This window comes from Hamadaea sp. NPDC050747, assembly GCF_040654195.1.
Classification (GTDB): domain Bacteria; phylum Actinomycetota; class Actinomycetes; order Mycobacteriales; family Micromonosporaceae; genus Hamadaea.
In genome coordinates, this window is the sequence record NZ_JBFAHM010000004.1 from 1 (window position 1) to 24,171 (window position 24,171).

Consider the following 24,171-nt stretch of genomic DNA (forward strand, 5'->3'; position numbering starts at 1 on the left):
CGCGGGTGCACCGGCCACCGTCAAGCTTCGGCTGACGTCGAATCATGGGCCAAGATTCGACCCGGATCCCTGATCCAGCGCCGAAGGGGCCGGAGGCGCGGAGGGCGCCGAAGGGGCGGAGGGAGCCGAAGGGGCGGAGGGCGCCGAAGGGGCCGCAGGGCCGGACGGCGCCGGAGGCGCGGAGGGCGCGGGGTGGGACGAGGGCGCGGCGGCGGTCAGGCCCAGGACGAGGGCCCAGGTCGGGAAGACGAACCAGAGCGCCGCCCCGACCGCGCCGCCGGCCACCCAGGCCCAGGAGACGTCGGTGACCATCGTCACCAGGGTGCCGGCGAGGAAGGCGGCCAGGGCAACCGGGAGCCCGATGAGGAGGATCCGGCTCAGGGTGCGTACGACGCCGCCCAGGGGCAGTCCGGCGAACCCGGCCCACAGCATCGACGCGATCGAGGCGGCGGAGACGAACCCGACCTGGGTCTCGAACGGCATCGCCCCGGTCACCAGCAGCAACTGGAACACCACAACGGTCGCGGCGGCGACCGCACCGACGATCGTCCACACTCGACGGGTGCTGAGCAGGAACACCACCGGTAGCAACGCGGCGTACTGGACGATGACCAGGCAGTCGTTGGCGAAGCCGAGCCAGGTGTCGCGCGGCGTGCCGGTCCACGGCTGCGCCACCACGTAGAAGAGCACCAGGAGGACGTCGGCCAGGAGGCCGATCACGCCGCTGATGATCGCGAACCAGCGCATCGCCGGCACCTCACTCCGGTTCGTTGCCGCTGGCCGGGCCGAGCACGTACGGGGTGGTGTACCCCGCGTACATCAGGTGCGCGAGCAGGCCGTCAGCGGCATGTTTCAGGTTATGACAGTGGTCGGCCCAGATGCCGGGATTGTCGGCCACGAAGGCGATCTCGTACGTCTCCCCGTCGCCGACGTTGAGCGAGTCGATCCACCACGGGCTGCCGGTCGCGCGTACGCCGTCGCGGCTGAGCACCACCGCGTGATGGCCGTGCAGGTGCATCGGATGCACCTCGCCGCTGCGGTTCACGATCGTCATCCGGACGACGTCGCCTTCGTGGACGACGTACATCGGGACGTCCGGGAACAACCGGCCGTTGACGGTCCAGAACATTCCGGGGCGGCCGTCGACGAAGCCCGGGCGGCGGCCGATCTCGTAGCGGAACGTCCGGTCCGGCCGGTCCGGATCGAAGCCCAGCGCGGCCGGGGCACCGTAGGAGAGCAGATCGACTGCCGTCCTCGGCTGCGGAGCCGGTGGAACGTCGCCGGAGCCGAGGACGACCGACAGCGGCCCGCCGAGCTGGACGCGTACGGGTGTGGCCGGCATGGTGAGGAGCAGGTCGACCCGGCCGCCCGCGGTGAGCAGCACGGAGACGTCCCGGACGTCGCCGGGTTCGTGCAGGTCGGTCCCGTCGACGGCGGCGATCCGGAACGGCGCGCCGGTCACCCACACCGACATCGGGCCGTTGTCCGTGTTGATCACCCGCACCCGGACGGTCTGCCCGGTGTGGGCGGCCACTCGCAGATCGGTGGGGGATCCGTTGATCGTGTGCGTGCCGCCGTAGAGGTGGGCCGTCGCCACCGTGTCTACATCGGATGGCTGAGCGGGCAGCACGACAAGCGCTCCGAACAGGCCACGCGCCACCTGTTCGTGCGAGACCTGGACCAGAACGTCCCCGGCTCCGGCGCCACGAATCGGTACACGTGCTCGCCACCGGGGCGTACCGCGTCCTGGGTGACGCCCGCGACGCCGTCCTCGGCGTTCGGCACGTCGACGCCGTGCCAGTGCAGGGTCACACCGCCGGTCACGTCCGCGTTCACCAGGCGTACCTGGACCAGCTGCCCGGCCCGGGCGAAGATCGCCGGGCCGGGCGTCGTGCCGTTCACCGTGTACCGGTCGCCGTCCTGGCGCGCGGTGAGCGTCACCGTCACGTCCGCGGGCCGGTTCCGGTCCGCGACCAGCTCGGTGATCGACCTCGCGCCGTGTGCGGGGTGGTCGCCGCCCGCCGCGCCGCCCAGCTCCACGTGCCCCATGCTCATGAGGGAGTACGCGTCGGGCAGCAGACTGTCCTGCCACCACCATCCCACCGGACCGAGCACGAGCAGGGTGGCGGCGACGGCGATCAGCGGGCGGGCCTTCCTCATGACGCGACGGCGTCCTTCGTCGCCGGGACGTCGGCCGCCCCGGTGTCTCGGCCCACCCGGCGAGCGGTGTAGAGCGCGGTGGCGAACAACAACAACGCGTTGCCACCGTGGATCATGCCAGCGATCGGCAGGTGCGCGTACCCGAGCATCGCCTGGATCGCGACGAGGACCAGGACGGCGGCCCCGAACCACACGCCCTTGGGCACTTTGGCGAAGAACGACGAGATCAGCAACAGCAGAGCGACGAGCGGGATGAGCATCCCGCCGTTGATGCCGTGCACGATGATCCCGACGACCTCGGGGAACGGCAGCGGCCCGTCGCTTTCCATCACGGACTTGTCGAACACGCCGCCGCCGTCCACCCAACTCCCCAGGCCGGCCACCATCCACGCGATCGACATCGCCTGGACGACGACGAGCCCGGCGACGGCGTACGCGAGGACTTTGTAGACGGTTCTCATGGTCTTCCCCCTCGGATCTGACAGCGCCGCCGCGGTGTAGAGGCCGAGTCCCACGGCTCCGGAGACGATCGCGGCGTACCAGGGCACGCCGAGGTCTGCGGCCGGGTAGGCCAGCTGCGCCACGGTGGCGACGGTGAGGACCGCGGCGGAGATCCCGAGCAGGGTCAGCGCCACGGCCGCCGGGCGTACGCCGCCGCGCCGGGCGACACGGCGGTAGCCGACGGCGGCCGTGGCCACCACCAGCCAAGCCGCGACGCATCCGGCGACACCGGTCCAGCCCGAATTCATGCCGTCAGCGTCGGCCGGGCGGCGTCCCGATGTCACGGGACGATGTCCCGGGCGGCCCAGGAATCTGCGCCGGCCGACCGCTACCCGCCGAGGCCCGCCTCCCGGGCCTTGATCACGGCGCCGGAACGGTCGGCGACGTGCAGTTTCGTGATCACGTTCGAGACGTGGTTGCGGACCGTCTTGCCGCTGACCCCGAGCCGCCGGGCGATGGCGGTGTTGTCCATGCCCCGGGCGAGCAACCCGAGCACCTCATGCTCGCGTTCGGTGAGCTGGGGAAACGGCGACGTCGAGGCGGCCTTGGCGAAGTGACCGAGCAGTTTCGCCGCGATGCCAGCCCCGAACACCGCCTCGCCGCGGGCCACCGCCCGGACCGCCGAGACGATCTCCTCCGGACCGGAGCCCTTCAACGCATACCCGTACGCTCCCGCCCGCAGCGCGGCCAGGACGTTCTCGTCGTCGTCGTACATGGTCAGGATCAGCGCCCGGGTCGCCAGCCCCTGCGAGCGCAGCGCCGCCGTGACGGTGAGCCCGTCGCCGTCGGGCATGTTCACGTCGAGCACGGCGACGTCGGGTTGCCGCGCGACGGCCTCCCGCAGAGCCTCCGCGCCGGTCGCGCAGACGGCGACGACGGCGAGGTCCTCCTCGGCGGCCAGGAGCGCGCTCAGCCCCGACACGAACATCGGATGGTCGTCGGCGACCAGCACCCGGATCATCCGGTCCTCCCGTCAGACGGCGGTAATCGGCAGGTGTGCGTGCACCCGGGTGCCGCCACCGGTTCCACCGGCGCCACCGGTGCCTGAGCCTATCGAGACTTCGCCGCCGACCTCGGCGGCGCGCTCACGCATCGACCGCAGGCCGACGCCGGCCGCCTTCGCCGGATCGATGCCCCGGCCGTCGTCGGACACGGTGACCTCGACGGACTCCGGTCGCAGCGTTATCCCGACCACACACTTCGTCGCGCCCGAATGGCGTACCACATTGGTCATGGCCTCCACCGCGATGCGGTAGGCCGCCGTCTCGACCGCGGCCGGAAGCGGACCCGGTGCGCCGTCGCCGCTCACCGAGATCGTGACCTCGCCCGCGAGCGTGGCGGCGCGCGAGCGGACAGCCCCCACCAGGCCCAGCTCGTCCAAGGCGGGCGGACGCAGCGCCTCGACCAGGCGGCGCACGTCGCCCAGCGAGGCAGTGGCCTCGGTGGCGATCTCCGTGAGCGCGGCATGCGCGGCCGAATCCTCCGGTACGCCGCGCGCCGCCAGCCCGGCCTTCAGCCCGATCGCCGCCAGCGTCGGCCCGAGCCCGTCGTGGAGATCTCGCCGGAGCCGCCGGCGTTCGTCCTCTCTGGACGCGACGACCTCGGCCCGCGACCGCACCAGATCGTCGTGCAGCCGGACGGCCTGCACCGCCGGTCCGGCCTGCTGCGCGAGCGAGCCGAGCAACGACAGGTCGACGGGGTCGAGCGGATCGTCGCGGCCCCGCGCCGACACGCGCAACCGGCCGACGGTCTGACCCTGGTAGTGCACCGGTTCGGTGTGGATCGACTCGGCCGCCTTCGCCGGGCCGTGCTCGGCCGCGACGGCGAACCCGCCCGCGCCGTCGGCCAGATCGATCGCGGCATATGGGACGCGCAGCGACCGCGCCACCGTCTCCACCAGCGCGGGCAGCACGTCGGCCGGCAGCAGCACCGCCTGGAGTCGCGTGCCGAGACGATCGAGGGCACCGGCTGGATCATGCCTGTCGCCGTACATCATCTTGTCGACGGCTCGTTGAGCGGCCGCCCGCAACGGGGCCAACGCCAATGCCGCCCCGGCCGCGGCCAGCGCCGCCGCGACCGAGCCGGACAGCCGCAGGACGCTGGCGAGCAGGCCGACGGCGAGCGCGTACCCGGCGACCAGGACGGCCACCGTCGAGGCGTAGACGAGCGATCGGTTCGCCAGCCGTTCGATGTCGAACAGTCGATGCCGCCGTAACGCCACGCCGATCCCGGCGACGAACGGCAGGCCGGACAATCCGAGCGCGCCCCAGGGCAGGGCCGGATGCCCAGTGACCACCTGCGGCAGGTGCCAGCCGACGATGCCCAGCACAGCCGTGAGCACGCCGCCACCGCCGAGCCAGCGCAGCCGCCCGCGCATCGGGGCGCTCGTGCGGCGGTAGCACACGACCCAGGAGATCACCGCCGCGACCAGCGAGAGTCCGGCCACCGTGGTCTCTCCGGTGTGGATCCAGGCCAGGGCGCGCAACGGATTGCTCTCGGCCAGTCCGGCGACCAGGCTGAGCGCCAGCATCACGGCAAGGGGTACGGCGTAGGCGAGCCCGACCGTGCGACGAGAACCCCAGGGGTGGTCCCGGGTGAAGGTCAGCGAGAAGGCGAGCAACGCGCCCCAGGCGATCGAGTACGCCCCGACGGCGTTGAGGTGGAACAGCCAGAACTGCGGCCCGCCCAGCGCCAGCGACAGCACCGGCAGCCCGGCGACCACGACGGCGGTGCTGCCGAGCAGCCCGGCCGCGAGCACCAGCAACGGCCCGGTCGAGCGCTCCTCGGGACGGCGTACGTAGAGGGCGACGGCCAGCGCCGCCAGCGTCAGGACGAAGACGAGATTGCCCCAGGCCTGCTCGGCCAGCGGCCCGATCTGGGGCCGGGTGACCGTGACCTGCTCGGTCCGCCCGGCGACGTCGTAGGGGAGTGCGGCGCCGAGGGCGGGACGTTCGACCGTGCCGAGTCCCTCGTTCAGCGCCCGCCCGTCGATCCCGACGACCAGATCCCCCGTCCGCAGGATCGTCCCGCCCGGGTCGGGGACCTCCACGACGACCCCGTCCGGGCGCAAGGCGGACCAGCCGAGCGGCACCACGGAGCCGTCGCCGGGGGAGTCGAGCCGTGCGGCCACCCCGACGACGCCCAGCACCGCGAGGGCGATCGCCACGACCGCCGGAGCTTTGCGCGACACGTGCTCATCATCGCTGATGCGGGCGATTCGCGAAGGAGGGTGACCGGGGCGCCGACGATGCCGGTTTGTCCCGCGCCCCGGTCACACTGGGTCCGCGACCCGCCTGTTTGCAGCAGAAGCGGGCGCTCGATGGAGCCTGTCGGGGAGGACAGACGGACCGACCGCGTCCAGCGCACCTACCCGCACCGACGCGAGTCCCAGCCTAGAAGCGGCGGCCGCCGAAGATCAGCCGCGTGACAGGACTGTCATCTGCTGCCCGGCGGGGTGGCGGGCACCCGCAGCGTGACCGTCGTCCCCGTCGGGGGCTCGTGCGTCAGGCGTATGTCGCCGCCCCAGCCCGCCACGACGGTCCGGGCCATCACCAGCCCCAGACTCGTGCCGGTGCCCGGTCCGCCCGGCGTCGGCCCGGGACCGCTGTCGGTGACCGTGATCGTCCACGCCACGTCGTCGGCCTCGCCCCGGACTGCGATGCGGTCGCCGGGGCCGGTGAACTTGACCGCGTTGTCCAGCAGGCAGTCCAGCACCGCCTCCAACCGGTCGCGGTTGGCGACCACCGTTCCGGCGGAGCACGCCCAGGACCACTCCCGGTCGGCGGCCGGCGTCCAGCGCCGGACGATCCGGGTCACCTCGGCCGGAAGGTCCAGCGCCTCCGGGACGTACGCGCCGTCGGCGTCGATCAGCGTCACCAGCCGCTGCGTGATCCGGGCGAGTTTGTCCAGCTCGGCCAGCACGGTGTCGGAGTCCTCGCGAGTCCCCGGATCGGCGTGCCGGTCGGCGATCAACTCGGTGAAGCCCCGCGCCACCGTGATCGGCGTACGCAGCTCGTGGGCGACCTGCCGCATCAGATGCTGCCGGGCCTCGGCGACCTGACGATCCCGGTCGGCGGAGTCGGCCAGCGCCAGCAACGCCAGGTGGCGGCGGCGGACCAGGGCGGCGGTCACGGCGATCAAGGCGACGCTGAGCGGGACCTCGAGCGTCTCCAGCCACTCGATCCGGCCGCCCGCCGCATGGCTGACGAGGATCGCGCCGGTCGCGGCGGCGGTCACGCCCACCATGACGGCGAGCTCGACCGGGCGCCACCGGGTGAAGCCGTAGAGCAGCGACAGCCCGATCCACATCAGGTGGAACGGAATCGTCGCGGTGCCCGGGAGCAGCCACATCGCGGTGGCGCAGACGGCCGCGCCCACGAGCCAGACGAACCGCAGCGGCCAGCCCAGCCGGAACGACTCGGGCAGCTTGTGCTTGGGCAGCTTGTTCTTGGGCGGCTTGTGCTTGGGCGGCTTGTCCGCGGACGGCTTGTTACGGAGTGGCGAAGCGATAGCCGACATGGCGTACGGTCTCGATCCGGTCGGGGTGGTCCAGCTTGGCGCGCAACCGGCGGACGGTCACGTCGACGACGTTGCTGCCGGGGTCGAAGGTCATCCCCCAGACGGCGTGCAGCAACTCCGACCGGTCGCAGGCCCGGCCGTCGGCCTCCATCAGATGCCGCAGCAGCAGGAACTCGCGATAGCTCAGCGCCGTCCAGCGCCCGTCCACCGCCACCCGATGCAGCGCCAGATCCAGGCAGATCGGGCCGATGACCACCGAGTCGGCGGCCGGTCCCGGCGCCCGGTCCCGCAGCCGGGCGCGTACCCGGGCGAGCAGCTCCGCCAGCGCGAACGGCTTGCCGACGAAATCGGCCGCGCCCGCCTCCAGGCAGGCGACCCGGGTGCCGACCTCGGGCACCGCCGACAACACGATGACCCGCTGATACGGCCGCTGCCGCATCAGCTCGGCCAGCACCGCCGACCCGTGCAACCCGGGAAGCATCAGGTCGAGCAGAACCAGGTCGAAGTCCTCGCCGGTGGCGTACCGGAGGCCCTCCTCGCCGGTGACGGCCCGCTCGACTACGTGCCCGTCCCGGTTCAGGGCACGCGCGATCAGCCGCGCGACGCCGTCGTCATCCTCGATGAGGAGCAGGCGCGCGGTCCGGGCGGGGGCCGCCTCCGGTGGGGCGGGGGTGGTCGTGACGATTCCTCATGATGGCACGCGACCCGCCGAGGTCAAGATTCCGTTCCCCCTCCGGAAGACGAGAACCGACGAAAGGAGCGTGATGGCTGTGGACGACGCCGACGACTGCCCGCGCTCGACCCGGCCTGAGCCGGCCGCCGTTGTCGGTGCCCGGCACTAAGGTGATCGCCGTGCCCCGACTGGAGTTCAGCGGGCCGGACCTCGGCCGGGTCCGGTTCGCGATCATGCCGTTCCAGGAGACGCTCAAGGCCGCCCGGGGGCTCGGGCTGCCGGTCGCGCCGGCCGGGCTGGCGGGGTGGCGGCACACGGCGTTGTCCCGGCTGCCCGCCGCGGCCCGCCCGGCGCTCGCGTTGTGCGGAGCCCATCCGCGACACCTGCCGGACTTCCTGACCCCGCAGCCGCCGTCGGGCGGGCAGCTCACCTTCGACGACGAACTGGCGGCCGCCCTGGCCGACCCCGGGCTCCCCGTCGAGGACGACACCCAGGCGTTCCGCTCCGTTCTGCGTACCCCTTCGCGAGTGGTGGAGGACCTGCTGGCCGAGCCGGACCGCGGACGGCGGGCCCTCACCGCCTCGTTCGTCGCGCTGCATCGCGCGGTGCTGGCGGCGGACTGGCCGCGGTTGCACGCGCAGCTCGCCGCGGACGTGGCCGAGCGGGCGCGGACGGCGGCCCAGCACGGCGTCGAGGCGATGCTGGCCGGGCTGGCGCCGGGGCTGGTGCGTTGGTCCCACCCCTTCCTCGAGTACGCAGGTCCGCCCGCGCCCGATCACCGGCTCGCCGGTCGTGGCCTCGTGCTGGTGCCGAGCATGTTCCTCACCGACGCCGTGCATCGGCAGCTCAACGACCGGCAGCAGCCGATGCTGTTCTATCCGGCCCGGACCGCCCTCGGGTTCTGGCGGGACGATCGGGCGGCGGACGGCCGGCTCGCCGGGCCGGTGGGCGGGGCGCGGGCGCGCATCCTGCGGCTGCTGGCCGCGCGACCGCGGGGGACGAGTGAACTGGCCGCGGAGCTGGGTGTCGCGCCGTCGACCGCGTCGGAGCAGCTGGCCGCGTTGCGGCGGGCCGGGCTGGTGACGACGACCCGGTCCGGGCGGCAAGCGTGTCATGAGCCGACCGCGCTGGCCTGGTCCTTGTTGGACGTCTACATCGGATGATCAGGCGACCGCGATCGCCTCGATCTCCAGCAGCCACTCCTCGGCGTAGATGTCGGCGATGATGATCGTCACCGCCGGACGGTGATCGCCCAATACCTCTTCGCGAATCCGGCCGTTGATTGTTCGGTACGCCCGGTCGGCGAGGAAGATCCGCACACTGGCGAGGTTGGCGACCCCCATGTCGGCCTCGGCCAGGACGGCGAGGACGTTGCGCCAGGTCAGCCGGCACTGATCGGCGAAGTCCGGTGGGACCGGTTCGTGGCGATCCCACGGCACCTGGCCGCTGACGAACACGGTCCGGCGTACGCCGGAGACGAGAGTGCCGTGTGTGTAGGTTCCGGTCGCCTCGGGCAGGACCGGCGGATCGAGCGCCTGGATCGAGTAGGTCATGGCGGTGAACCGTACGGACCGTCCCTCGTCCGGACGAACGCTTCGGTCGGGGACCGAAACGCCGCCTGTACTTTTTGTGAGATATGCGGCGCTTTGCGAGTATGCCGGACTAGCGTGAACCGTGGCGAGACATCGTCCACGTGGCGAGTGTCCGATCGCGACACCGCGCAAACGGCTCCATACGGCCGACAGACGTCATGACGGTGTATCTCCACAATCAACTAGCCCCGATACATCCTGGGAGTTGCCATGAAGATCGAGTACCTCTGGAAGACCGTGTGGTCCGGCGGCGGGGGCTGCCCGGCCCTCTACCGCACCGACGGCGGATACGTCGTGCAGGGGGTCAAGCTCGACGACGCCACCCGCGCCGCCCTGCGTGACCTGGCCGCCGACGAGGACGCTGTGTACGTTCCGGCCGACGTTCTTGATCGGCTCCGCGAAGTCGCCTGACTACACGACGTAACCCGAAGCGGTGCCTTTACCGCTGGACGGGCATCGTCGGGACTTAGCGGCCTACCGTGAAACGGCGGCACTTCGGGGTCGCACTTTCAGGGGGCGGTACGGGGGACGGCTCTCGGCTGCCATGTTTCGCCAAGTCGACGAAGTAGACGATGACCACCCTCACCGAACGGCAGCGGGAAACCGGGATGCTGGCGGAAGCGCTCAGGGCGCTCCGCCGGCGTACCGGCTTGTCCGGGAAAGACTTCGCCGCCCAGCTCGGATGGCACGCCTCCCGGGTGAGCCGGATCGAGCACGGCCGCCAGATCCCCACCGCCGCCGACCTGCACGCCTGGTCGGCCCTGTGTCAGGTCAGCCGGTCCGAGTCGGCCGAGCTGGCCGGCCTGTTGCGCCGGGCCGAAGCGGAACACCGCGACTGGCGTCGCCGGATGCGCCAAGGCCAGAACTCGGTCCAGGCCGACTACAACCAGCTCGTCGAACGGTCGGCGTCGGTACGCCATTTCGAGGTCGCCTGGGTGCCCGGGCTCGTGCAGACCGCCGCGTACGCCCGGCGGGTGTTCCGCGAGCAGGTCGAGCTGCACGGGCTGGAGGTCCACGACGAGGAGGCCGCCGTCCAGACCCGGCTGGCCCGGGGCCGGCAGCTCTACAACCCGGCGAAACGATTCGAGTTCCTGCTCGCCGAGCCGGTGCTGCGCTGGCGTACCTGCCCGCCGGAGGTGCTCCGGGACCAGCTGGCGGCGCTCCGGGAGATCCTCGCGCTGCCCAACGTCCGCTTCGGGGTGCTGCCGTTGGACCGGCCGATCGCGACCACCCCGCAGAACGGCTTCCAGATCTACGACGCGGTCACCGTCGTCGAGACCTTCAGTGGCGAGATCTTCTTCTCCAACGGCGCCACCGCGTTGTACGCCCGCACGCTCGACCGGCTCTGGGCCGACGCGCTGGTCGGAGCGGACCTCGACGCGCTGCTCACCGCCTCGATCACCTCGCTAGAGTGAGCCTGTACCGGTCTTGGTTGCCGGTGTTCGGCTCTCTTGGGAGGCACAGTGCCGATTCGCGCAGTACGCGGGGCGACCCAGCTGGACGTCGACGAGCGGGAACACCTGCTGGACCGGGTCGCCGAACTCGTCAAGGAGGTCCTGCACAGCAACGACCTCGACACCGAGGACCTGATCAGCGCGATCTTCACGGCCACGCCGGACATCCACTCCGAGTTCCCGGCGTACGCCGCCCGCCTGATGGGGATGTCGGACGTCCCGCTCATCTGCGCCCAGGAACTCGACATCGCCGGGGCGATGCCCCGGGTGATCCGGTTGATGGCCCACGTCGACACCGACCTGCCGCGTGATCGCATCACGCACGTGTACCTGCACGGGGCGGCCGCGCTGCGGCGAGACCTCACACACGTGCACGCCGTGCCGGACTAGCCCGCTACGGCTTGCGACCGTCGTGACGCGTCACGACGGTCGGGTGATGCCGAGCGGCGGGCGCTTCGGGTGGACGCTGAAGTAGGTCAGCCCGTCCGGTCCGGCGACGACGGCCCGCTGAGACCCGCGGGGGAGCCAGACCAGCGCGCCGGGCGCCAGCTCGAGCGTCTGACCGTCGCTGTCGAGGTGGCCGCCCCCGGCGAGGACGTGGATGAGCACGTCGAGGTCGGGTCCCTGGTGAGCGGCGATGCGGTCGCCGGCTGGCAGATGGATGATGTTCGCGTCGAGATGCCGCGGTTCCGCCGTGACGCGCCAGACGGCTCCGGCCGTGTCCGCGTTCGCGACGATGGCGGTGGCGTCGCCGATGAGGCGGGGCTGATCGGTCACGATGTCCAGGCTAGCGGGCCGGTCCTCGGTGAACGCACATGATCAGGGTCATTTCCATGCCGCCATGACAGCATGGAAATGACCCTGATCACGAAAGCGTCCTAGTCGGAGTCGCCGGCGGCGTCGAGCGCGCCCTCGACCGGGAACAGGATCGGGCTGAGGAGGTATCGCGCCCGTTCGGCGGTCGGCTCCATGGCCAACCGGGGCAGGATGGCCCGGCGCAGGTCCTCGACGAGCCCGTCCAGTTCGGCGGGCGTCAGCCAGACCATGTGCTGCCGGTAGCCGACCATGTCCTTCGCCGGGTCGGCGTCCGGCCGGTCCAGGTACGCGGTGAACTCGGCGATCAACGCCGCCATCGCGTCGGCGAAGGTCTGACGATGTTCGTGCGGCGCGACCGGCGTGGCCGTCTCGCGGTCCATCAGCTCATGGTCCCACAGCCGACCCGGGTCGCGGGCCAACGCCGAGATCGACGCGGGAGTCAGGTGACGCTCAGTCCAGGTCGTTGAGGCCGAGCAGGCCGTCCGGCGTACGCGGGGCCACGGGCACCGGCTCGGGCGCCTTGGCCACCGGTGTCGGGGCGGCCGGGGCCGGGGCGACCTGGGCCGGCACGACGGGCTGCTTGCCCCGCTGCTTGCCGCCCTGTGCCGGGGCCTGCGACTGCGCGGCGGTCTGGGGCGGCAGCGCGGTCTCCGCGCCGACTCCGAGGACGCGGAGCTGGCCCTGCATGAAGGTGACGAGCCGGTCGCGGTAGTTGCGCTCGAACTGCTTGAGCCCGTCGATCTCCTGCTGCAGTGCCGTGCTCTCGGCTTCGAGACTGCCCACGATCTCCTCGTAGCGCTGCTGCCCCTCGCGGACGAGATCATCGGCCTGCGCCCGGGCACTGTTGAGCGTCTCGTCGGCGGCGAGGCGGGCGTCGGACAGCGTCTTGTCGGCCTCCCGCTGCAGGGCGTCGGCCTGCGAACGGGCGTCCCGCCCGATGCGCTCGGCTTCGCCGCGCGCCTCGCTGAGCGTCTTCTCGGCCTCCCGGTGCAAGACGTTGGCTCCCGCCCGCGCCTCGCCGAGGATGTCCTCGGCCTGGGCGTGCGCCTCGGCGCGGATCCGGTCGGCTTCCCGCTGGGCGTTGGCGAGGTGTTCGTCGGCGGTCCGACGGGCGAGGACGAGCACCTGGAGGGCCTGCCTTTCGGCGTCGGAGTCGTGGGTGGCCGGATCGGCGGCCGGCCCGGTCGCCGCGGGCAGGCCGCCCGGGGAACCGCCGGGTGCGCCGCCCGGGATCGGGGGCAGCTCATCGGCGGTGGGCGGGGGCGCGAACAGACCCTTGACGCGACCCTTCAGCCGGTTCTCGGTCATCAGTGCCCCTCTCCTCGGACGGTGAAAACTTGATCATGGTACGGCCGGAGTTCCCTGGGCGTGGACCGGCCTGGGAAAGTATGGCGTGAAACCGGGCTAGGAGATAGCCCCGCGAAGAACGCCCGGATACGCCCGAGTCGTCGGCCCGCCCGTACGGGTGACAGCAGCTCAGCCCGCGGCTGGGGTCAGTCCGAGCTGGTCGATCGCCTCGCCGGCGAGCTGATCGGGAGTCTGCGACAGGTCGAGCACGAGCCCGTGCTCGTCGGCCTTCAGGGGCTCGAGGGCGGCGTACTGCGACTCGAGGAGGCTGGCCGGCATGTAGTGCCCGGCCCGGTGGGCCAGCCGGAGCTGGATGACCTGCATCGGCCCGTCGAGGTGCACGAAGGCGAGGTCGGGGGCGCCACTGCGAAGGATGTCGCGGTAGCTGCGGCGTAGCGCCGAACAGGCCAGCACGGTCGAGACGCCGAGCCGGTCCTGATGAGCCAGCCACCAGGCGAGACGGTTGAGCCAGGGAATCCGGTCCGCGTCGTTGAGCGGCACACCGCGCCGCATGCGGTCGACGTTCTCCTCGGAGTGGTAGTCGTCGGCGTCGGCGAAGAGGAAACCGGTGCGCTCGGCGATCAGCCGGGCGACGGTCGACTTGCCGCAGCCGGACACGCCCATGACGACTACGTGTCGTGCTGGGTTCGCCCGTGCGCTGTCCATCGGGACGAGCGTACCGAACGCGTGGCCGGGTCCGCCGCGCTACCGCCCGACCAGCAGACGGACCGGCGCGGTCGCGGTCCGCGGCGCCAGCGGCCCGGTCACCGACCCCAGGACGCTCGCGGTCCGCGCGCCGGTGCAGGCCGGCAGGGTGCCCGCGAGGCCGTGCGCGGTCAGCCACCCGATCAGCGCGAACAGCAGCGCCTCTTTCACATCAGCGGGTACGCCCAGCGCATCCGACGTCGTCACCACGGCCGGTCCCACCAATTCGGTGAGCCGGTCCATCAGATAGGCGTTGCGTACGCCGCCGCCGGAGACGACGATCGAGGCGAGGCCGTGTTCGGCGACCTCGGTGGCGATCGTGACGGCGGTCAGCTCGGTCAGCGTGGCGAGCAGGTCGGCCGGGCTCGCGTCGGTCTGCGGCAGATAGCCGGGATGGAACAGTTCCTTGCCGGTCGACTTCGGCGGCCGCCGGTCGTAGTACGGGTCCTGCAGCAGGTCGCCGAGGAGTCCGGGCAGCACCCGCCCGCTCCGGGCCAGCTCGCCGTTCTCGTCGTACGCCCGCCCGGTCAGCCGCAGCGCAGCCGCGTCGAGCAGGGCGTTGCCCGGCCCCGTGTCGTACGCCAGCCCCTTGGCCGGGACGGTCAGGTTGGCGATCCCGCCGACGTTGAGAGCGCCCGCCGAGGGCCGGTCGGCCAGCAGCAGGGTGTCGAGGATCGCGACCAGGGGAGCGCCCTGACCGCCGGCGGCGATGTCGCGGGCACGGACGTCGGAGACGACGGGCAGCCCCGTGCGCTCGGCGATCCAGGCCGGCTGGCCGAGCTGGAGGGTGCCGAGCGCCTGTCCGCCGTCGACCCAATGGAACAGGGTCTGCCCGTGCGAGCAGACCAGCTCCGGCTTCTCGTCCTGATAGGACTCGGCGACGGCGGCGAACTCCTGGCCGATCCAGGTGTCGAGCCGGCACACCGCGCCGAGGTCGACCCGGTTCGGCGGCAGCGCCGCCCGGATCGCGTCGCGAGTGCGCTCGCTGTAGGGAACGGCGCCGGTGCGGACCAGGCGGGCGTGCAACTGAGGACCGTCGGACTCGAACTCGACCAGGGCCGCGTCGATCCCGTCGTACGAGGTCCCCGAGCTGAGCCCGAGGACCCTCATCCGCGTACCGCTCCCGCGGTGAGGCCGCGGGCGAGGTTCCGCTGGACGAACATGAAGAAGATCGCGACCGGCGCGGCGATGATGGTCGCGCCCGCCATCAGCGGCCCGAACGAGGTCCCCTCGGTGGTGACGAAGTGGCTCAGCCACAGCGGCAGCGTGTACTTCTCGGGACTGCTGATGAGGAAGTACGTGAGCAGATACTCGTTCCAGGCCAGGATCATCGTGAAGATCGACGTCGCGACGAGCCCGGGGACGATGAGCGGCAGCGTGACCCGCCGGAATGCCTGGACCTGGGAGCAGCCGTCGATCATCGCCGCCTCCTCCAGCTCCGACGGCACCCCGAGGACGAAGCCGCGCAGCGCCCACACCGCGAACGGCAACGCGAACGCCAGGTACGCGATGACGAGGCCGGGCACGGCGTCGGTCAGCTGCAGCGCGCCCAGGGAGGCGTCCTGGATCTCCGTGAGGGTCAGGAAGATCGGGATGACCAGGGCGATCGACGGCACCATCTTCATGATGAGGATCGAGATGAGGAAGGTACGCCGCCCGAAGAACCGGAACCGGGCGACCGCCACGGCGGCGGCGAACGCGACCGCCATCGCCAGCAGGACGGTGAGCACGGTCGCGATGGCGCTGTTGCCGGCCGCCTGCCAGAACGTGTCGTCCCCGAAGACCTCGGCGAAGTTGCGCCCGGTCGGGTGCAGCGGGATGAACTGCGGGGTCGCGGAGTACATGTCCCGGCCGGACTTGAACGCCGTCGACACCATCCAGTAGATCGGGAACGCCCACACCACCGCGATCACCAGGCCGAGCGCGGAGTATCCGACGCGGACCGCTCGTCTCATTCGGCTTCTCCCGTCTTGATCAGCTGACGCAGGTAGAAGACGCTCACCACGAGCAGGAGCAGCACCGTCACGACGGCCACCGCCGAGGCGTACCCGTATTCGTGGCCCTGATAGGCCTGCATGTACGCGTAGATGGCCAGCGTCTGGTAGTCGGGCGAGGGCGCGCCGTTGCGCAGGATGTAGATCTGGTTGAAGACGCTGAAGTCCCAGATGACCGACAACGCGGTGACGATGACGAGCACCGGCCGGATCGAGGGGAGGGTGATGCCGAAGAAGACCTGCCGTCCGCCGGCGCCGTCGAGCCGGGCCGCTTCGACCAGTTCGGCGGGGACCTGGGTGAGCGCGGCGTACGTGGTGACCGTGATGAACGGGACGGCGCCCCAGACGACGATGAGCGTCGCGACCGCGAGTCCTTGTTTGGCGTCGGTGTACCAGTTGTGCTGGCCGAGCCCGAGGACGTAGTTGAGGATGCCGAAGTTCTGCTCGGTCATCCAGGCGAAGATCTGCGTCGACACGAAGGTCGGCACCGCCCACGCCATGATCAGGGAGAACGTCATCACCCCCCGCACCCAGCCGTGGACGCGTTCCATCAGCAGGGCCAGGCCGACCCCGACGCCCATGGACAGGCCCACCATGACGACGGTCAGCACGAGGGTGCGGACGACGACCGTCCAGAAGACCGGGTCACTGAGGATGCGGGTGTAGTTCTTGAGGCCGACGAAGGGCGGGCCGGCGTCGCTGAAGATCTGGGCGACGCCCCACTGCTGGAACGACAGGACGATCACCCGGATCAGCGGGAAGCCGATCACCGCCAGCGACACCGCCAGCGCGGGCAGGATGAGCAGGTAGGGCAGGCGCGGGCGCGATCGGCGGGCGCGGGTCGCGCTCGGCCTCGGCGCCGGAAGCGGCCGGGCGACGGCCGGTTCGTCGAGAGTGGACACGGCTCCTCCTGGCGAGCGGACGGCGGTGCGTACGGCGATCCGGGCGGGCGGCGGCACTCCGCCCACCCGGATCGTCGGGCTCAGCTAGGTCAGCTGGCGTTGAGGGTAGTCTCGATCGCCTTGTCCGCGGCGGCCGTGATGTCCTCGATGCTGCCCTTGTTCGTGGCGATGTCCACGAACATGTTCAGCACCGTCTTGTTCTTCTCGACCTGGGCCCAGTTCTTCGCGGCGGGCAGCGTCCAGGTGCTGGACAGGGTGTCGACGTACCCCTTCATCAGCGGGTCGTTGGTCACGATCGTCGTGGTGTTGGCCATGAAGCCACCGTCGACGAACATCTGCTGGACGGCCGGCGCGGTGTACGCCTTGATCCAGGCCTTCGCCCAGTCCTTGTGCTTGCCCTTGGCCGGGATCGCGAGGTCGGAGCCGCCCATGAAGGCCGGCATCGCGCTGCCCGCCTTGGTCGGGCTCGGCATGACGAACGAGCCGATCTGGTCCTTGAGCTTCGCGTCGCCGTCCTTGCCGAAGACCTTCTTCATCTGGCCGCTGGTGTCGTAGAACATGGCGGCCTTGCCCGCGACCATCGTGCTGAACGCGGTGAGGTCGTTGATGGTGCGGTCGCCGTGATAGCCGGCGTCCATCAGCGCCTTCCAGGTCTTCAGGCCGGCCACCGACTCGGGGGAGGAGAAGGTGGCGTCCCACTTGCCGTCCGCGCCCTGCTTGGCGACCTGGCCGCCGGCGTCGTAGATGAACGGCATGGCGCCGTACTGGTGCTGACCGGGCAGGAAGAACGCCGAGAAGGTCGGGTCGGCCTTGTGCTTGTCCGACAGCTTCTGGACGGCCGTCATGAGCTCGGCCCAGGTGGTCGGCGGGGTGGTGACGCCGGCGTCGGCGAGGATGTCCTTGCGGTAGATCACCGCGCGGAGGCCGCCGTAGTAGGGCACGCCGTACAGCTTGCCCTGGTAGGTCGCCGAGTCCTGGAGCGCCTTGACCCAGGTGCCGGAGTTGGCGAACTGGTCCTTGTCGGCGGTCAGGTCGGCGAACGCGCCGTTGCCCATGTACAGGCCCATCTCGGTGGTGCCCAGCTCGATCACGTCGGGCGAGGTGCCACCCTGCGCGGCGGCGTCGAACTTGGTGAGGTGATCCGCCCACGCCTGGTAGGCCACGGTCACCTTGACGTTCGGGTACTCCTTGTTGAACTCCGCGGTGGCGGTCTCGACGGCCTTCGGCCACAGGGTCTGCGCGTCGACCTGGAGCCAGACGGTCAGGTCGCCCTTGGCGTCCTTGCCGCTGCCGGAGTCCTCCTTGCTGCCGCATGCCGCTGCGGCGAACAATGTGGCTGCCGCCACCGCCGCTGCGATGATCCTTCTCTGCATTCCATCCTCCCTGGACAGGTGGCGGTACCTGGATGCTGTCGGATGCTGCTGGACAATCGGTGGAGATGACTGAACCGTGCTGGACCGCTACGCTGGCAGAAACCTCCGCCCTCGTCAATGTGGGTGAAGGAAATCGTCATTAACCAGTTACGAACCGCGGGTTACAGGAGGTGGCGCGGTGACGACCACACCAGTCCGGCCGGAGAATCTGGTCGCCGCGGTCCGCGCGGTGCTGCCCTCGCTGACGCCGTCGGGCCGCCGGATCGCCGAGCTGATTCTGCACGACCCGGCGATGGTCGCCGCGCACACGATAACCGAGTTGAGCGCCGTGTCGGGGGTCAGCGAAGCGACGATCGTGCGTACGGCACGGTCGCTCGGCTTCGCGGGATATCCGCCGCTGCGGCTGGCGCTGGCCGCCGCGGCGGCGCACACGGAGGAGGGCGACCGGCTCGTCCCCGGTGACCTCGGCCCGGACGATCCACTGTCCGACGTGATCACCAAGGTCACCCGGGCCGAGACCGAGGCGCTGGCCGACACCGGCCGGCAGCTCACGCCGGAGCAGCTGGCGCCGGTGGTCGACGCGATCGCCAAGGCGCGCCGGGTCGACGTGTACGGCGTCGCCGCCTCCGGCCTGGTCGCGGCCGACATGGCGCAGAAGCTGCTGCGCATAGGCATCCTGAGTCACGCCTTCTCCGACGCCCATCTCGCGCTGACCAGCTCGGCGCTGCTGCGTACGGGGGATGTGGCGGTCGGGGTGTCCACCTCCGGCGAGACGCCGGACGTCCTCGAACCGATCCGGCGGGCGGCCGCCGCCGGGGCGTACACGGTGGCCATCACCAACAATCCGCGGTCCACTCTGGCCGCCGCGGCCGCGTTGACGCTGGTCTCCGCGGGCCGGGAGACGGCGTTCCGGCCGGCCGCGCTGGCCAGCCGGATCAGCCAGCTGCTGGTGGTCGACTGCATCTTCGTCGGGGTCGCCCAGCGCACCTTCGAGACGTCGCAACCGGCGATACAGGACACCCGCGACGCGGTCAACCGGTTCGTCGCCGACTCCCGGGCGCGGCGACGCCGCTGAATGTGACCCGCCCGTTGCGTACGCCATCGATACTGGACAGTGCACAAGGTCTTAGGCCAGATCCGCATCGTGGGCGAGAGGGGAACCGGCATGGGCGACGGCGATCGGCAGGGGCGCCGCTGGCGCGGCGGCGGCGGGGGCTGCGGCACCGGCGGCGGTTATTTCATCGGGTTCATCGGCGCGGCGGTCTACTACATCCAGCAGGCCGACGGGTTCTGGGAAGGCGTGGTGGGCGTCCTCAAGGCCATGGTGTGGCCCGCGTTCCTGGTCTACGAGGTGCTGAAGTTCGTCAGCGCCTGAGCGGCTGGACCATTACGACCGAGGAGTGACCCGCGGCCTCGGCCGCGGGTCACTCCTCGGTCTGCGTGGCGAAGTCGGCCACGAGCCGGGGGAGCAGGCGAGCCAGGGCGGCCCGGTCGGCCACCGGCCAGCTCCTGGTGGCGTCGGCGACCACGCCCCGGCGGAAGTCCTGGATCCGGCGCAGGGCGGCGTCGCCCGCCTGGGTCAGCACCAGCAGCGACCGCCGCCCGTCGCGTTGATCGGCCTGTCGCCGGATCAGCGACGCGTCCAGAGCCAGCGCGGCCAACCGGCTCGCCCGGGGCTGGTCGACGTCCAGCACCGCCGCCGCCTCGCCGACGGTCAGGGTCTCGTCCCGATCGGCGGCGGCGGCGATGGCGTCGAGCAGCTCGAACACGGAATCGGGCAGCCGTCCGGTCGCGTCCTCGCGGTCCCCGGTGCGCGCGGACAACCGGGCCAGTGCCCGCCGCTTCTGCGCCCGGCGGAGCGCCACCAGTGCGCCTTCGATCGCCGCCACCTGCTCGTCCGCGGTGAGCTTGTCAGCCATGGCACTCCGATGCATACTCGAAGACAATTAGTTGTCATCATACATGTTTCTGGGGGCAGGCACATGAACGCGTCCAAGCCGATCGGCTATTGGCTCCGGCATCTTCACAATCTCCTCGAGGAGCACCTGGACCGGACCCTCGCCGACGACTCCGCCGGTCGGTCGGTCACCCGCCGCCAGTGGCAGCTGCTCGCCACGCTCAGCCGCGGTCCGCGTACAAGTGAGGAGCTGGCCGCGGCGCTCGCTCCGTTCTGGACCGGCGCGGCGGAAGACCCCCGGGCGGCGATCGCCGACCTCGCGGAGCGAGGCTGGATGCGGACCGACGGCGACATGATCAGTCTGAACGAGACCGGCCGCGAGCTGCACGCGCAGCTGGCCACGCGGGTGGAGCAGGCCCGCGCCGTCGTACTCGGCGACCTGACGCCCGAGGACTACCACCAGACCCTGCGCTCGCTTCAGGTCATGGCGGCGAACGTCGCGACGGCCCTGGGCAATCCGGCCCAAACGCCGTCGCCGGTGTCCTAGCGTGGGAGGCATGGCAGCCAAGGCTTTGGTGAACTCGCTGACCCGGGCGCAGCAGGATCTGCTGCGCGAGACCGATCGCGACAACCTCGCGCTGCTCGACGAGGACGGCCTGGTCGAGCTGCACACCCGGATCCGGCGCGCCCGGGACAAGCACGTCGGCCTGTATCGGCGGGAGGCGGCGTCGAAGGTCGCCACCGTCGGCGGCCGGGGCAAGGCGCACGCGAAGAACACCCGCAACCGGGAGACGGCCGAGGTGTTCGAGGACGCGCTTGCCCGGGTCAGCCGGGCGCTCGCCGCCGCCGCGCGGGCCAGCGCCAACGCGCTGCGCGCCGAACGACTCGCGATGGCGCGTGCGGCTCGCTCGGCACCGGCCGTGCCGGCCGGCTCGCGGCGCCCACCGGCCAAACGCGGTACGCCGAGCCAGCGCCGCCGCCCGGCGCCCGACCAGCCCGTGCTGAGCAAACAGCACGCGTCGACGCGGGCGATGGGCGCGCGACGGCAGGCTCGCCGCGACAGCCGTTAGTGCTTCGCCGCCGGTGTTCGGCGCAGCAGCGACAGCGCGGAGACGATGGCCCAGGTGCCCTCCAGCAGGAGGAAACCCCAGGACCGTTGATCCAGCGCGATCACGGCGAGCACGCCGGAACCGGCGAGGTTGAGCAGGAGATAGGTCCGGGAGCGCAGGTCGAGCCGACCGGCTTGCGCGGCGGCGAAGGCGGCCAGGATCAGCAGCGATCCGCCGACTTCGATGAAATCAAGAAGAGTCATGGCGTCTGCGCGCCGTCTTCGCGGGGCCGGGTACGGCGTGCTCTCGTCCGGGGCGTCGCGGAGCGCGAGCGCCGTGATCGAGGATAGCTCACGGATGCGGCGCGCAGGTCCGGCGTACGTAGCTCTCCTGCCAGGGCAGCTCGTAGGGGTCGTGGTCGCCGGTGAACGAGTAGTCCGTCGGCGCGTCGGGATTCGGCATCGAGTCCGGCACGACGTAGACGGTCTGCACGCCCCAGGGGCGGTGGATGCGGACCGGCAGCGGCCAGTCGCCGCGGACGTAGTCGCGGCAGTCGGCGACGGCGTACTCCACATGCAAGGTGGTGACTTCGCCGGGCTGCACCGTCTTGGGCTCCGCCCATGCGTCGAGCAGCGTCAGCGCCTCACCTTCCCGCCCGACCCCCTCGATCGTGATCGGCACGCGGCCGTCGTTGCGGACCCCGAAGGTCACGTCGAACCGCATCGGGCTCAGCGTCGCCGAGGCCGAGTAGCTGCCGTCGGGGGTCAGCGGGTCGGTGAGCGTCCGCCAGCCGACGACGACCGTGCCGGCGGCGAGCGCCACGACGGCAAGGCTCGCCAGGAGCAGCCGGAACGCCCGGCGGCTCAGGCGCCCGGCGTCGCGGTCGAGGGTCTGCCACACCTCGTCGGGGAGCGTCATGCTGTGCAATGTAGCAAGACATTGCTACATTGGGGAGGTGACTCCATGGTGGATCATCCCGGCCTTCCTCGTCGCGCTGCCCGCCCTCGCGGCTGCCTATCACGCGTACGGGCCGATCAGCCGGTCGCGGCTGACGGCGTTCGCCCGCCGGCACGAACTGCCGATCACGACGGCCAACGGCGATCGGGTGATCCGCTACCTCGCGGTGACCCGCCGATGGCGCAGCGCCGGACTGATCGCGGGCTGGGCAATCGCGTTCGCCGTCGAGCTGCCGCAAGGCCGGTTCTCCTTCAACCCGCTGGTGCTCTTCGCGGGCTGGTTCGCCGGTGCGCTGGCGGCCGAGATTCACCTCGCGGTCGGCGTGCACGGCCGCCGTCGCGTGGCATCCCTCGTCCCGCGTACGCCGAAACGCTATGTGAGCACGGTCGTCTGGGGTCTGCTGCCGGTCGGCGCGCTCGCCGGGATCGCAGCGCTGCCCGGGGCCGTCGTCGACCGGACGCTGACCGCCGCGACGGTCGCCTGGGTCGCCCTCGCGCTGGGCATCGTCATCGTGGTCGCCCTGGTACGCCGCAAGGTGCTGCTGCGGGCGCAGCCGGTCGATCCGGCGGACGTGGTCCAGGCCGACGATGCGATCCGAACCCGGTCGCTGCACGTGCTCAGCGCGGGCGGTTTCGCCCTGGCGGCGTACTGCGGGCTGGCCGCGTTGGCGACGCGTGGCGCCGCCGAGGCCGGGGTCGCGACCGCCGCCGGACTGGCCGTGCTGGCGGTCGGCATCACCGCCGCCCGCGGCCGGGGACCCGCCTCGCGGCCGGCCGTATGATCGTCGAGGTCGACACCGGCAGCGCCGTCCCGGTGTACGAGCAGATCCGCGCCCAGCTCGCCACGATGATCGAGACCGGGCTGCTGCCGGCCGGCCGCCAACTGCCACCCGTCCGGCAGCTCGCCGCCGACCTGGGTTTGGCGGTCAACACCGCCGCGCGGGCGTACCGGGAACTGGAGGCGGCCGGACTGGTGACCAGCCGCGTACGCCACGGCACCGTCGTCGCGGACCGGTCGACGCTCAGCCCGACGCAGATCGCCGACCGGCTGCGCGACGCCGCCGCCGAGTACGCCGCGATCGCGCGGCGGCTGGGCGTGCCGGCCGAGCGGGCTGAAGCCGTGGTGCGCAGTGCGCTTCAGGCCAGGACGACGGGCACGCCCGCGTAGGCGGCGTACCGCTGGAAGGCCTCGTCCACGGCGGCGCGTTGACTGCCGGTGAGGGAGACCGTGAGCGACAGCGACGCCGTGAGCTGTTTCGCGGACGCGGTCCGCCGCCACGAACCGATCAACCGGCCGTCGAGGATCAGCGGATGGACGACCAGGTTGGCCCCGAAGCCCGCCAGTCGCCGGCTCTCCGAGTACGCCACCACGTACTCGTCGTAGACCTGCAGGGCGTGCGCCTCCGGGGAGGGCACGGGCGACGACTCGTCGGCGGACGCGTACCAATAGGTCGTTCCATCGCAGGTGACGCTGGACAGGTCCGCGCCGGCCAGGTCGAGGCCCCGGCGGATTCGCGCTACGGGAAGGCTCGACCACCAAGCGAAGTCCTTGACCGTCGCCGGGCCGTGGCCGGTGAAGTAGCGCCGGGTCAGCTCGGCGAGCCCGTCGTCGGCCGACCGGCCGGGAGTCGCCGGTACGCGTTCGCTGACCAGTGCGTACGTGTGCTGCTTGCCGCGCATCGGGCCGCTGCAGACTATGCCTTCGAGTTCCGTGTCGATCACGAGGTACGCCAGCCGGTTGCCGGTCGGGTCGGCGATTCCGGCGGCGGCCAGCGCCCGGCCCAGCTCGGGACGGGTCAGGTGGTTCCCGCCGCCGAGGATGTCCTGAATGAGCGGCCGGGTCTTGGCGGTGGTCGCCTCGTCCACGCCGAGCTGCCGATAGTAGTACGCGTTGAGCTGGTGGACCCGGGGCGCGGCGACGGCCTGCAGCCACACCAGGTCCTCGGCCGCCACGAAGTGCCACGTCGGGCGCAGCGCGTGCACTCGCACGATCCGGCCGGAGTCCACGGCGGCCTGCATCGCGGCTTCGTCCACACCGGAACTGCGCTGCGCCACCGACCACTTCGCGACCGCGTACTCCTGGGCCTGGACGGCGCCGAGACGGCGGACCACCGCGACCGGATCGGGCAGCGGCTCACCGGTCAGCCGCTGGTTGCGCAGGCGTCGTTCGACGATCTCCCGCTCGTCCACCACCGCATCCTATGCGGTCGACCCGGACGCACCGCCGGTTCAGC

At 71.4% G+C, this 24,171-nt stretch carries 31 protein-coding genes and 1 riboswitch; of the genes, 10 read left to right on the forward strand and 21 right to left on the reverse strand.

Going from position 1 to position 24,171, the window contains the following annotated elements; translation table 11 throughout:
* Window positions 1–42 precede the first annotated feature (42 nt).
* The 8 genes from AB0H43_RS09175 to AB0H43_RS09210 all read right to left on the reverse strand — a co-directional run bounded on the left by AB0H43_RS09175 (window position 43) and on the right by AB0H43_RS09210 (window position 7,864).
* Complete coding sequence (locus AB0H43_RS09175) at window positions 43–747, reverse strand: hypothetical protein (protein WP_359998653.1); 705 nt, start codon at window positions 745–747, stop codon at window positions 43–45.
* Window positions 748–757: 10 nt separating this feature from the next.
* Window positions 758–1,597 carry a multicopper oxidase domain-containing protein gene (locus AB0H43_RS09180; protein ID WP_359998655.1) on the reverse strand — a complete coding sequence of 280 codons (840 nt, stop codon included), beginning with the start codon at window positions 1,595–1,597 and terminating at the stop codon, window positions 758–760.
* A 5-nt stretch (window positions 1,598–1,602) separates the two neighbouring features.
* Window positions 1,603–2,160 carry a multicopper oxidase domain-containing protein gene (locus tag AB0H43_RS09185; protein ID WP_359998657.1) on the reverse strand — a complete coding sequence of 186 codons (558 nt, stop codon included), beginning with the start codon at window positions 2,158–2,160 and terminating at the stop codon, window positions 1,603–1,605.
* The gene (locus AB0H43_RS09190) at window positions 2,157–2,909 is read right to left on the reverse strand and encodes a hypothetical protein (RefSeq protein WP_359998659.1); all 753 of its coding nucleotides are present in this window, start codon (window positions 2,907–2,909) and stop codon (window positions 2,157–2,159) included. Before AB0H43_RS09190 ends, AB0H43_RS09185 begins: the two co-directional genes overlap by 4 nt.
* 80 nt (window positions 2,910–2,989) lie before the next feature.
* Window positions 2,990–3,622, reverse strand: coding sequence for a response regulator transcription factor (locus AB0H43_RS09195; protein WP_359998661.1), 633 nt, complete (start codon window positions 3,620–3,622; stop codon window positions 2,990–2,992).
* Between the two features lie 12 nt (window positions 3,623–3,634).
* Window positions 3,635–5,851: a histidine kinase gene (locus tag AB0H43_RS09200; protein WP_359998663.1), complete on the reverse strand. Its 2,217-nt coding sequence runs from the start codon at window positions 5,849–5,851 to the stop codon at window positions 3,635–3,637.
* Between the two features lie 245 nt (window positions 5,852–6,096).
* On the reverse strand, window positions 6,097–7,179 hold the full coding sequence (locus AB0H43_RS09205) for a HAMP domain-containing sensor histidine kinase (protein WP_359998665.1): 1,083 nt from the start codon (window positions 7,177–7,179) through the stop codon (window positions 6,097–6,099).
* Window positions 7,151–7,864, reverse strand: a complete 714-nt coding sequence (locus AB0H43_RS09210; RefSeq protein ID WP_359999312.1) for a response regulator transcription factor — start codon at window positions 7,862–7,864, stop codon at window positions 7,151–7,153. The genes AB0H43_RS09205 and AB0H43_RS09210 overlap by 29 nt, the downstream gene beginning before the upstream one ends.
* Before the next feature lie 167 nt (window positions 7,865–8,031).
* On the opposite strand from AB0H43_RS09210, the gene AB0H43_RS09215 reads away from it, so the two are divergent.
* On the forward strand, window positions 8,032–9,015 hold the full coding sequence (locus tag AB0H43_RS09215) for a DUF5937 family protein (RefSeq protein ID WP_359998667.1): 984 nt from the start codon (window positions 8,032–8,034) through the stop codon (window positions 9,013–9,015).
* On the opposite strand, the gene AB0H43_RS09220 is transcribed toward AB0H43_RS09215, so the two are convergent.
* The gene (locus AB0H43_RS09220; protein ID WP_359998668.1) at window positions 9,016–9,405 is read right to left on the reverse strand and encodes a RidA family protein; all 390 of its coding nucleotides are present in this window, start codon (window positions 9,403–9,405) and stop codon (window positions 9,016–9,018) included. It abuts the gene before it with no gap.
* Between the two features lie 249 nt (window positions 9,406–9,654).
* On the opposite strand from AB0H43_RS09220, the gene AB0H43_RS09225 reads away from it, so the two are divergent.
* The 3 genes from AB0H43_RS09225 to aroH all read left to right on the forward strand — a co-directional run bounded on the left by AB0H43_RS09225 (window position 9,655) and on the right by aroH (window position 11,288).
* The gene (locus tag AB0H43_RS09225) at window positions 9,655–9,855 is read left to right on the forward strand and encodes a lipid A biosynthesis lauroyl acyltransferase (RefSeq protein ID WP_359998670.1); all 201 of its coding nucleotides are present in this window, start codon (window positions 9,655–9,657) and stop codon (window positions 9,853–9,855) included.
* Window positions 9,856–10,016: 161 nt separating this feature from the next.
* On the forward strand, window positions 10,017–10,859 hold the full coding sequence (locus AB0H43_RS09230) for a Scr1 family TA system antitoxin-like transcriptional regulator (protein ID WP_359998672.1): 843 nt from the start codon (window positions 10,017–10,019) through the stop codon (window positions 10,857–10,859).
* Window positions 10,860–10,907: 48 nt separating this feature from the next.
* The gene (gene aroH, locus AB0H43_RS09235) at window positions 10,908–11,288 is read left to right on the forward strand and encodes a chorismate mutase (RefSeq protein WP_359998674.1); all 381 of its coding nucleotides are present in this window, start codon (window positions 10,908–10,910) and stop codon (window positions 11,286–11,288) included.
* Window positions 11,289–11,318: 30 nt separating this feature from the next.
* Here the strand turns inward: aroH and AB0H43_RS09240 are convergent, their stop codons facing one another.
* The 8 genes from AB0H43_RS09240 to AB0H43_RS09275 form a co-directional block, all read right to left on the reverse strand.
* Complete coding sequence (locus AB0H43_RS09240; RefSeq protein WP_359998676.1) at window positions 11,319–11,675, reverse strand: hypothetical protein; 357 nt, start codon at window positions 11,673–11,675, stop codon at window positions 11,319–11,321.
* A gap of 101 nt (window positions 11,676–11,776) precedes the next feature.
* Window positions 11,777–12,094: a hypothetical protein gene (locus AB0H43_RS09245; RefSeq protein ID WP_359998678.1), complete on the reverse strand. Its 318-nt coding sequence runs from the start codon at window positions 12,092–12,094 to the stop codon at window positions 11,777–11,779.
* 70 nt (window positions 12,095–12,164) lie between these two features.
* Complete coding sequence (locus AB0H43_RS09250; protein WP_359998680.1) at window positions 12,165–13,022, reverse strand: hypothetical protein; 858 nt, start codon at window positions 13,020–13,022, stop codon at window positions 12,165–12,167.
* A 168-nt stretch (window positions 13,023–13,190) separates the two neighbouring features.
* Window positions 13,191–13,727, reverse strand: a complete 537-nt coding sequence (locus tag AB0H43_RS09255) for a gluconokinase (protein WP_359998682.1) — start codon at window positions 13,725–13,727, stop codon at window positions 13,191–13,193.
* Window positions 13,728–13,766: 39 nt separating this feature from the next.
* Entirely contained in the window at window positions 13,767–14,876 is a 1,110-nt protein-coding gene (locus tag AB0H43_RS09260; protein WP_359998684.1) for an anhydro-N-acetylmuramic acid kinase, read from the reverse strand.
* The gene (locus AB0H43_RS09265) at window positions 14,873–15,721 is read right to left on the reverse strand and encodes a carbohydrate ABC transporter permease (protein ID WP_359998686.1); all 849 of its coding nucleotides are present in this window, start codon (window positions 15,719–15,721) and stop codon (window positions 14,873–14,875) included. The genes AB0H43_RS09260 and AB0H43_RS09265 overlap by 4 nt, the downstream gene beginning before the upstream one ends.
* Window positions 15,718–16,662, reverse strand: a complete 945-nt coding sequence (locus AB0H43_RS09270) for a sugar ABC transporter permease (RefSeq protein ID WP_359998688.1) — start codon at window positions 16,660–16,662, stop codon at window positions 15,718–15,720. Before AB0H43_RS09270 ends, AB0H43_RS09265 begins: the two co-directional genes overlap by 4 nt.
* 89 nt (window positions 16,663–16,751) lie before the next feature.
* Complete coding sequence (locus tag AB0H43_RS09275) at window positions 16,752–18,035, reverse strand: extracellular solute-binding protein (protein ID WP_359998690.1); 1,284 nt, start codon at window positions 18,033–18,035, stop codon at window positions 16,752–16,754.
* Between the two features lie 178 nt (window positions 18,036–18,213).
* On the opposite strand from AB0H43_RS09275, the gene AB0H43_RS09280 reads away from it, so the two are divergent.
* Window positions 18,214–19,110: a MurR/RpiR family transcriptional regulator gene (locus AB0H43_RS09280; RefSeq protein WP_359998692.1), complete on the forward strand. Its 897-nt coding sequence runs from the start codon at window positions 18,214–18,216 to the stop codon at window positions 19,108–19,110.
* 69 nt (window positions 19,111–19,179) lie between these two features.
* The gene (locus tag AB0H43_RS09285) at window positions 19,180–19,410 is read left to right on the forward strand and encodes a hypothetical protein (protein ID WP_359998694.1); all 231 of its coding nucleotides are present in this window, start codon (window positions 19,180–19,182) and stop codon (window positions 19,408–19,410) included.
* A gap of 49 nt (window positions 19,411–19,459) precedes the next feature.
* On the opposite strand, the gene AB0H43_RS09290 is transcribed toward AB0H43_RS09285, so the two are convergent.
* Window positions 19,460–19,954, reverse strand: a complete 495-nt coding sequence (locus tag AB0H43_RS09290; protein WP_359998696.1) for a MarR family transcriptional regulator — start codon at window positions 19,952–19,954, stop codon at window positions 19,460–19,462.
* Window positions 19,955–20,017: 63 nt separating this feature from the next.
* Here AB0H43_RS09290 and AB0H43_RS09295 point away from each other — a divergent pair, with 63 nt between their 5' ends.
* Both AB0H43_RS09295 and AB0H43_RS09300 read left to right on the forward strand, forming a co-directional pair.
* Complete coding sequence (locus tag AB0H43_RS09295; protein ID WP_359998698.1) at window positions 20,018–20,479, forward strand: hypothetical protein; 462 nt, start codon at window positions 20,018–20,020, stop codon at window positions 20,477–20,479.
* Between the two features lie 10 nt (window positions 20,480–20,489).
* Window positions 20,490–21,002 carry a hypothetical protein gene (locus AB0H43_RS09300; protein WP_359998700.1) on the forward strand — a complete coding sequence of 171 codons (513 nt, stop codon included), beginning with the start codon at window positions 20,490–20,492 and terminating at the stop codon, window positions 21,000–21,002.
* On the opposite strand, the gene AB0H43_RS09305 is transcribed toward AB0H43_RS09300, so the two are convergent.
* Window positions 20,999–21,244 carry a hypothetical protein gene (locus AB0H43_RS09305; RefSeq protein WP_359998702.1) on the reverse strand — a complete coding sequence of 82 codons (246 nt, stop codon included), beginning with the start codon at window positions 21,242–21,244 and terminating at the stop codon, window positions 20,999–21,001. The genes AB0H43_RS09300 and AB0H43_RS09305 overlap by 4 nt on opposite strands.
* Window positions 21,245–21,250: 6 nt before the next feature.
* A riboswitch (guanidine-III (ykkC-III) riboswitch) is annotated at window positions 21,251–21,317 on the reverse strand.
* Between the two features lie 15 nt (window positions 21,318–21,332).
* Window positions 21,333–21,899 carry a hypothetical protein gene (locus tag AB0H43_RS09310; protein WP_359998704.1) on the reverse strand — a complete coding sequence of 189 codons (567 nt, stop codon included), beginning with the start codon at window positions 21,897–21,899 and terminating at the stop codon, window positions 21,333–21,335.
* Window positions 21,900–21,936: 37 nt separating this feature from the next.
* On the opposite strand from AB0H43_RS09310, the gene AB0H43_RS09315 reads away from it, so the two are divergent.
* Both AB0H43_RS09315 and AB0H43_RS09320 read left to right on the forward strand, forming a co-directional pair.
* Entirely contained in the window at window positions 21,937–22,719 is a 783-nt protein-coding gene (locus AB0H43_RS09315; RefSeq protein WP_359998706.1) for a hypothetical protein, read from the forward strand.
* A complete protein-coding gene (locus tag AB0H43_RS09320) occupies window positions 22,716–23,105 on the forward strand; it encodes a GntR family transcriptional regulator (protein ID WP_359998708.1) in 390 nt (129 codons plus the stop codon). The genes AB0H43_RS09315 and AB0H43_RS09320 overlap by 4 nt, the downstream gene beginning before the upstream one ends.
* On the opposite strand, the gene AB0H43_RS09325 is transcribed toward AB0H43_RS09320, so the two are convergent.
* On the reverse strand, window positions 23,075–24,127 hold the full coding sequence (locus tag AB0H43_RS09325) for a winged helix DNA-binding domain-containing protein (protein WP_359998710.1): 1,053 nt from the start codon (window positions 24,125–24,127) through the stop codon (window positions 23,075–23,077). The genes AB0H43_RS09320 and AB0H43_RS09325 overlap by 31 nt on opposite strands.
* Window positions 24,128–24,171 lie beyond the last annotated feature (44 nt).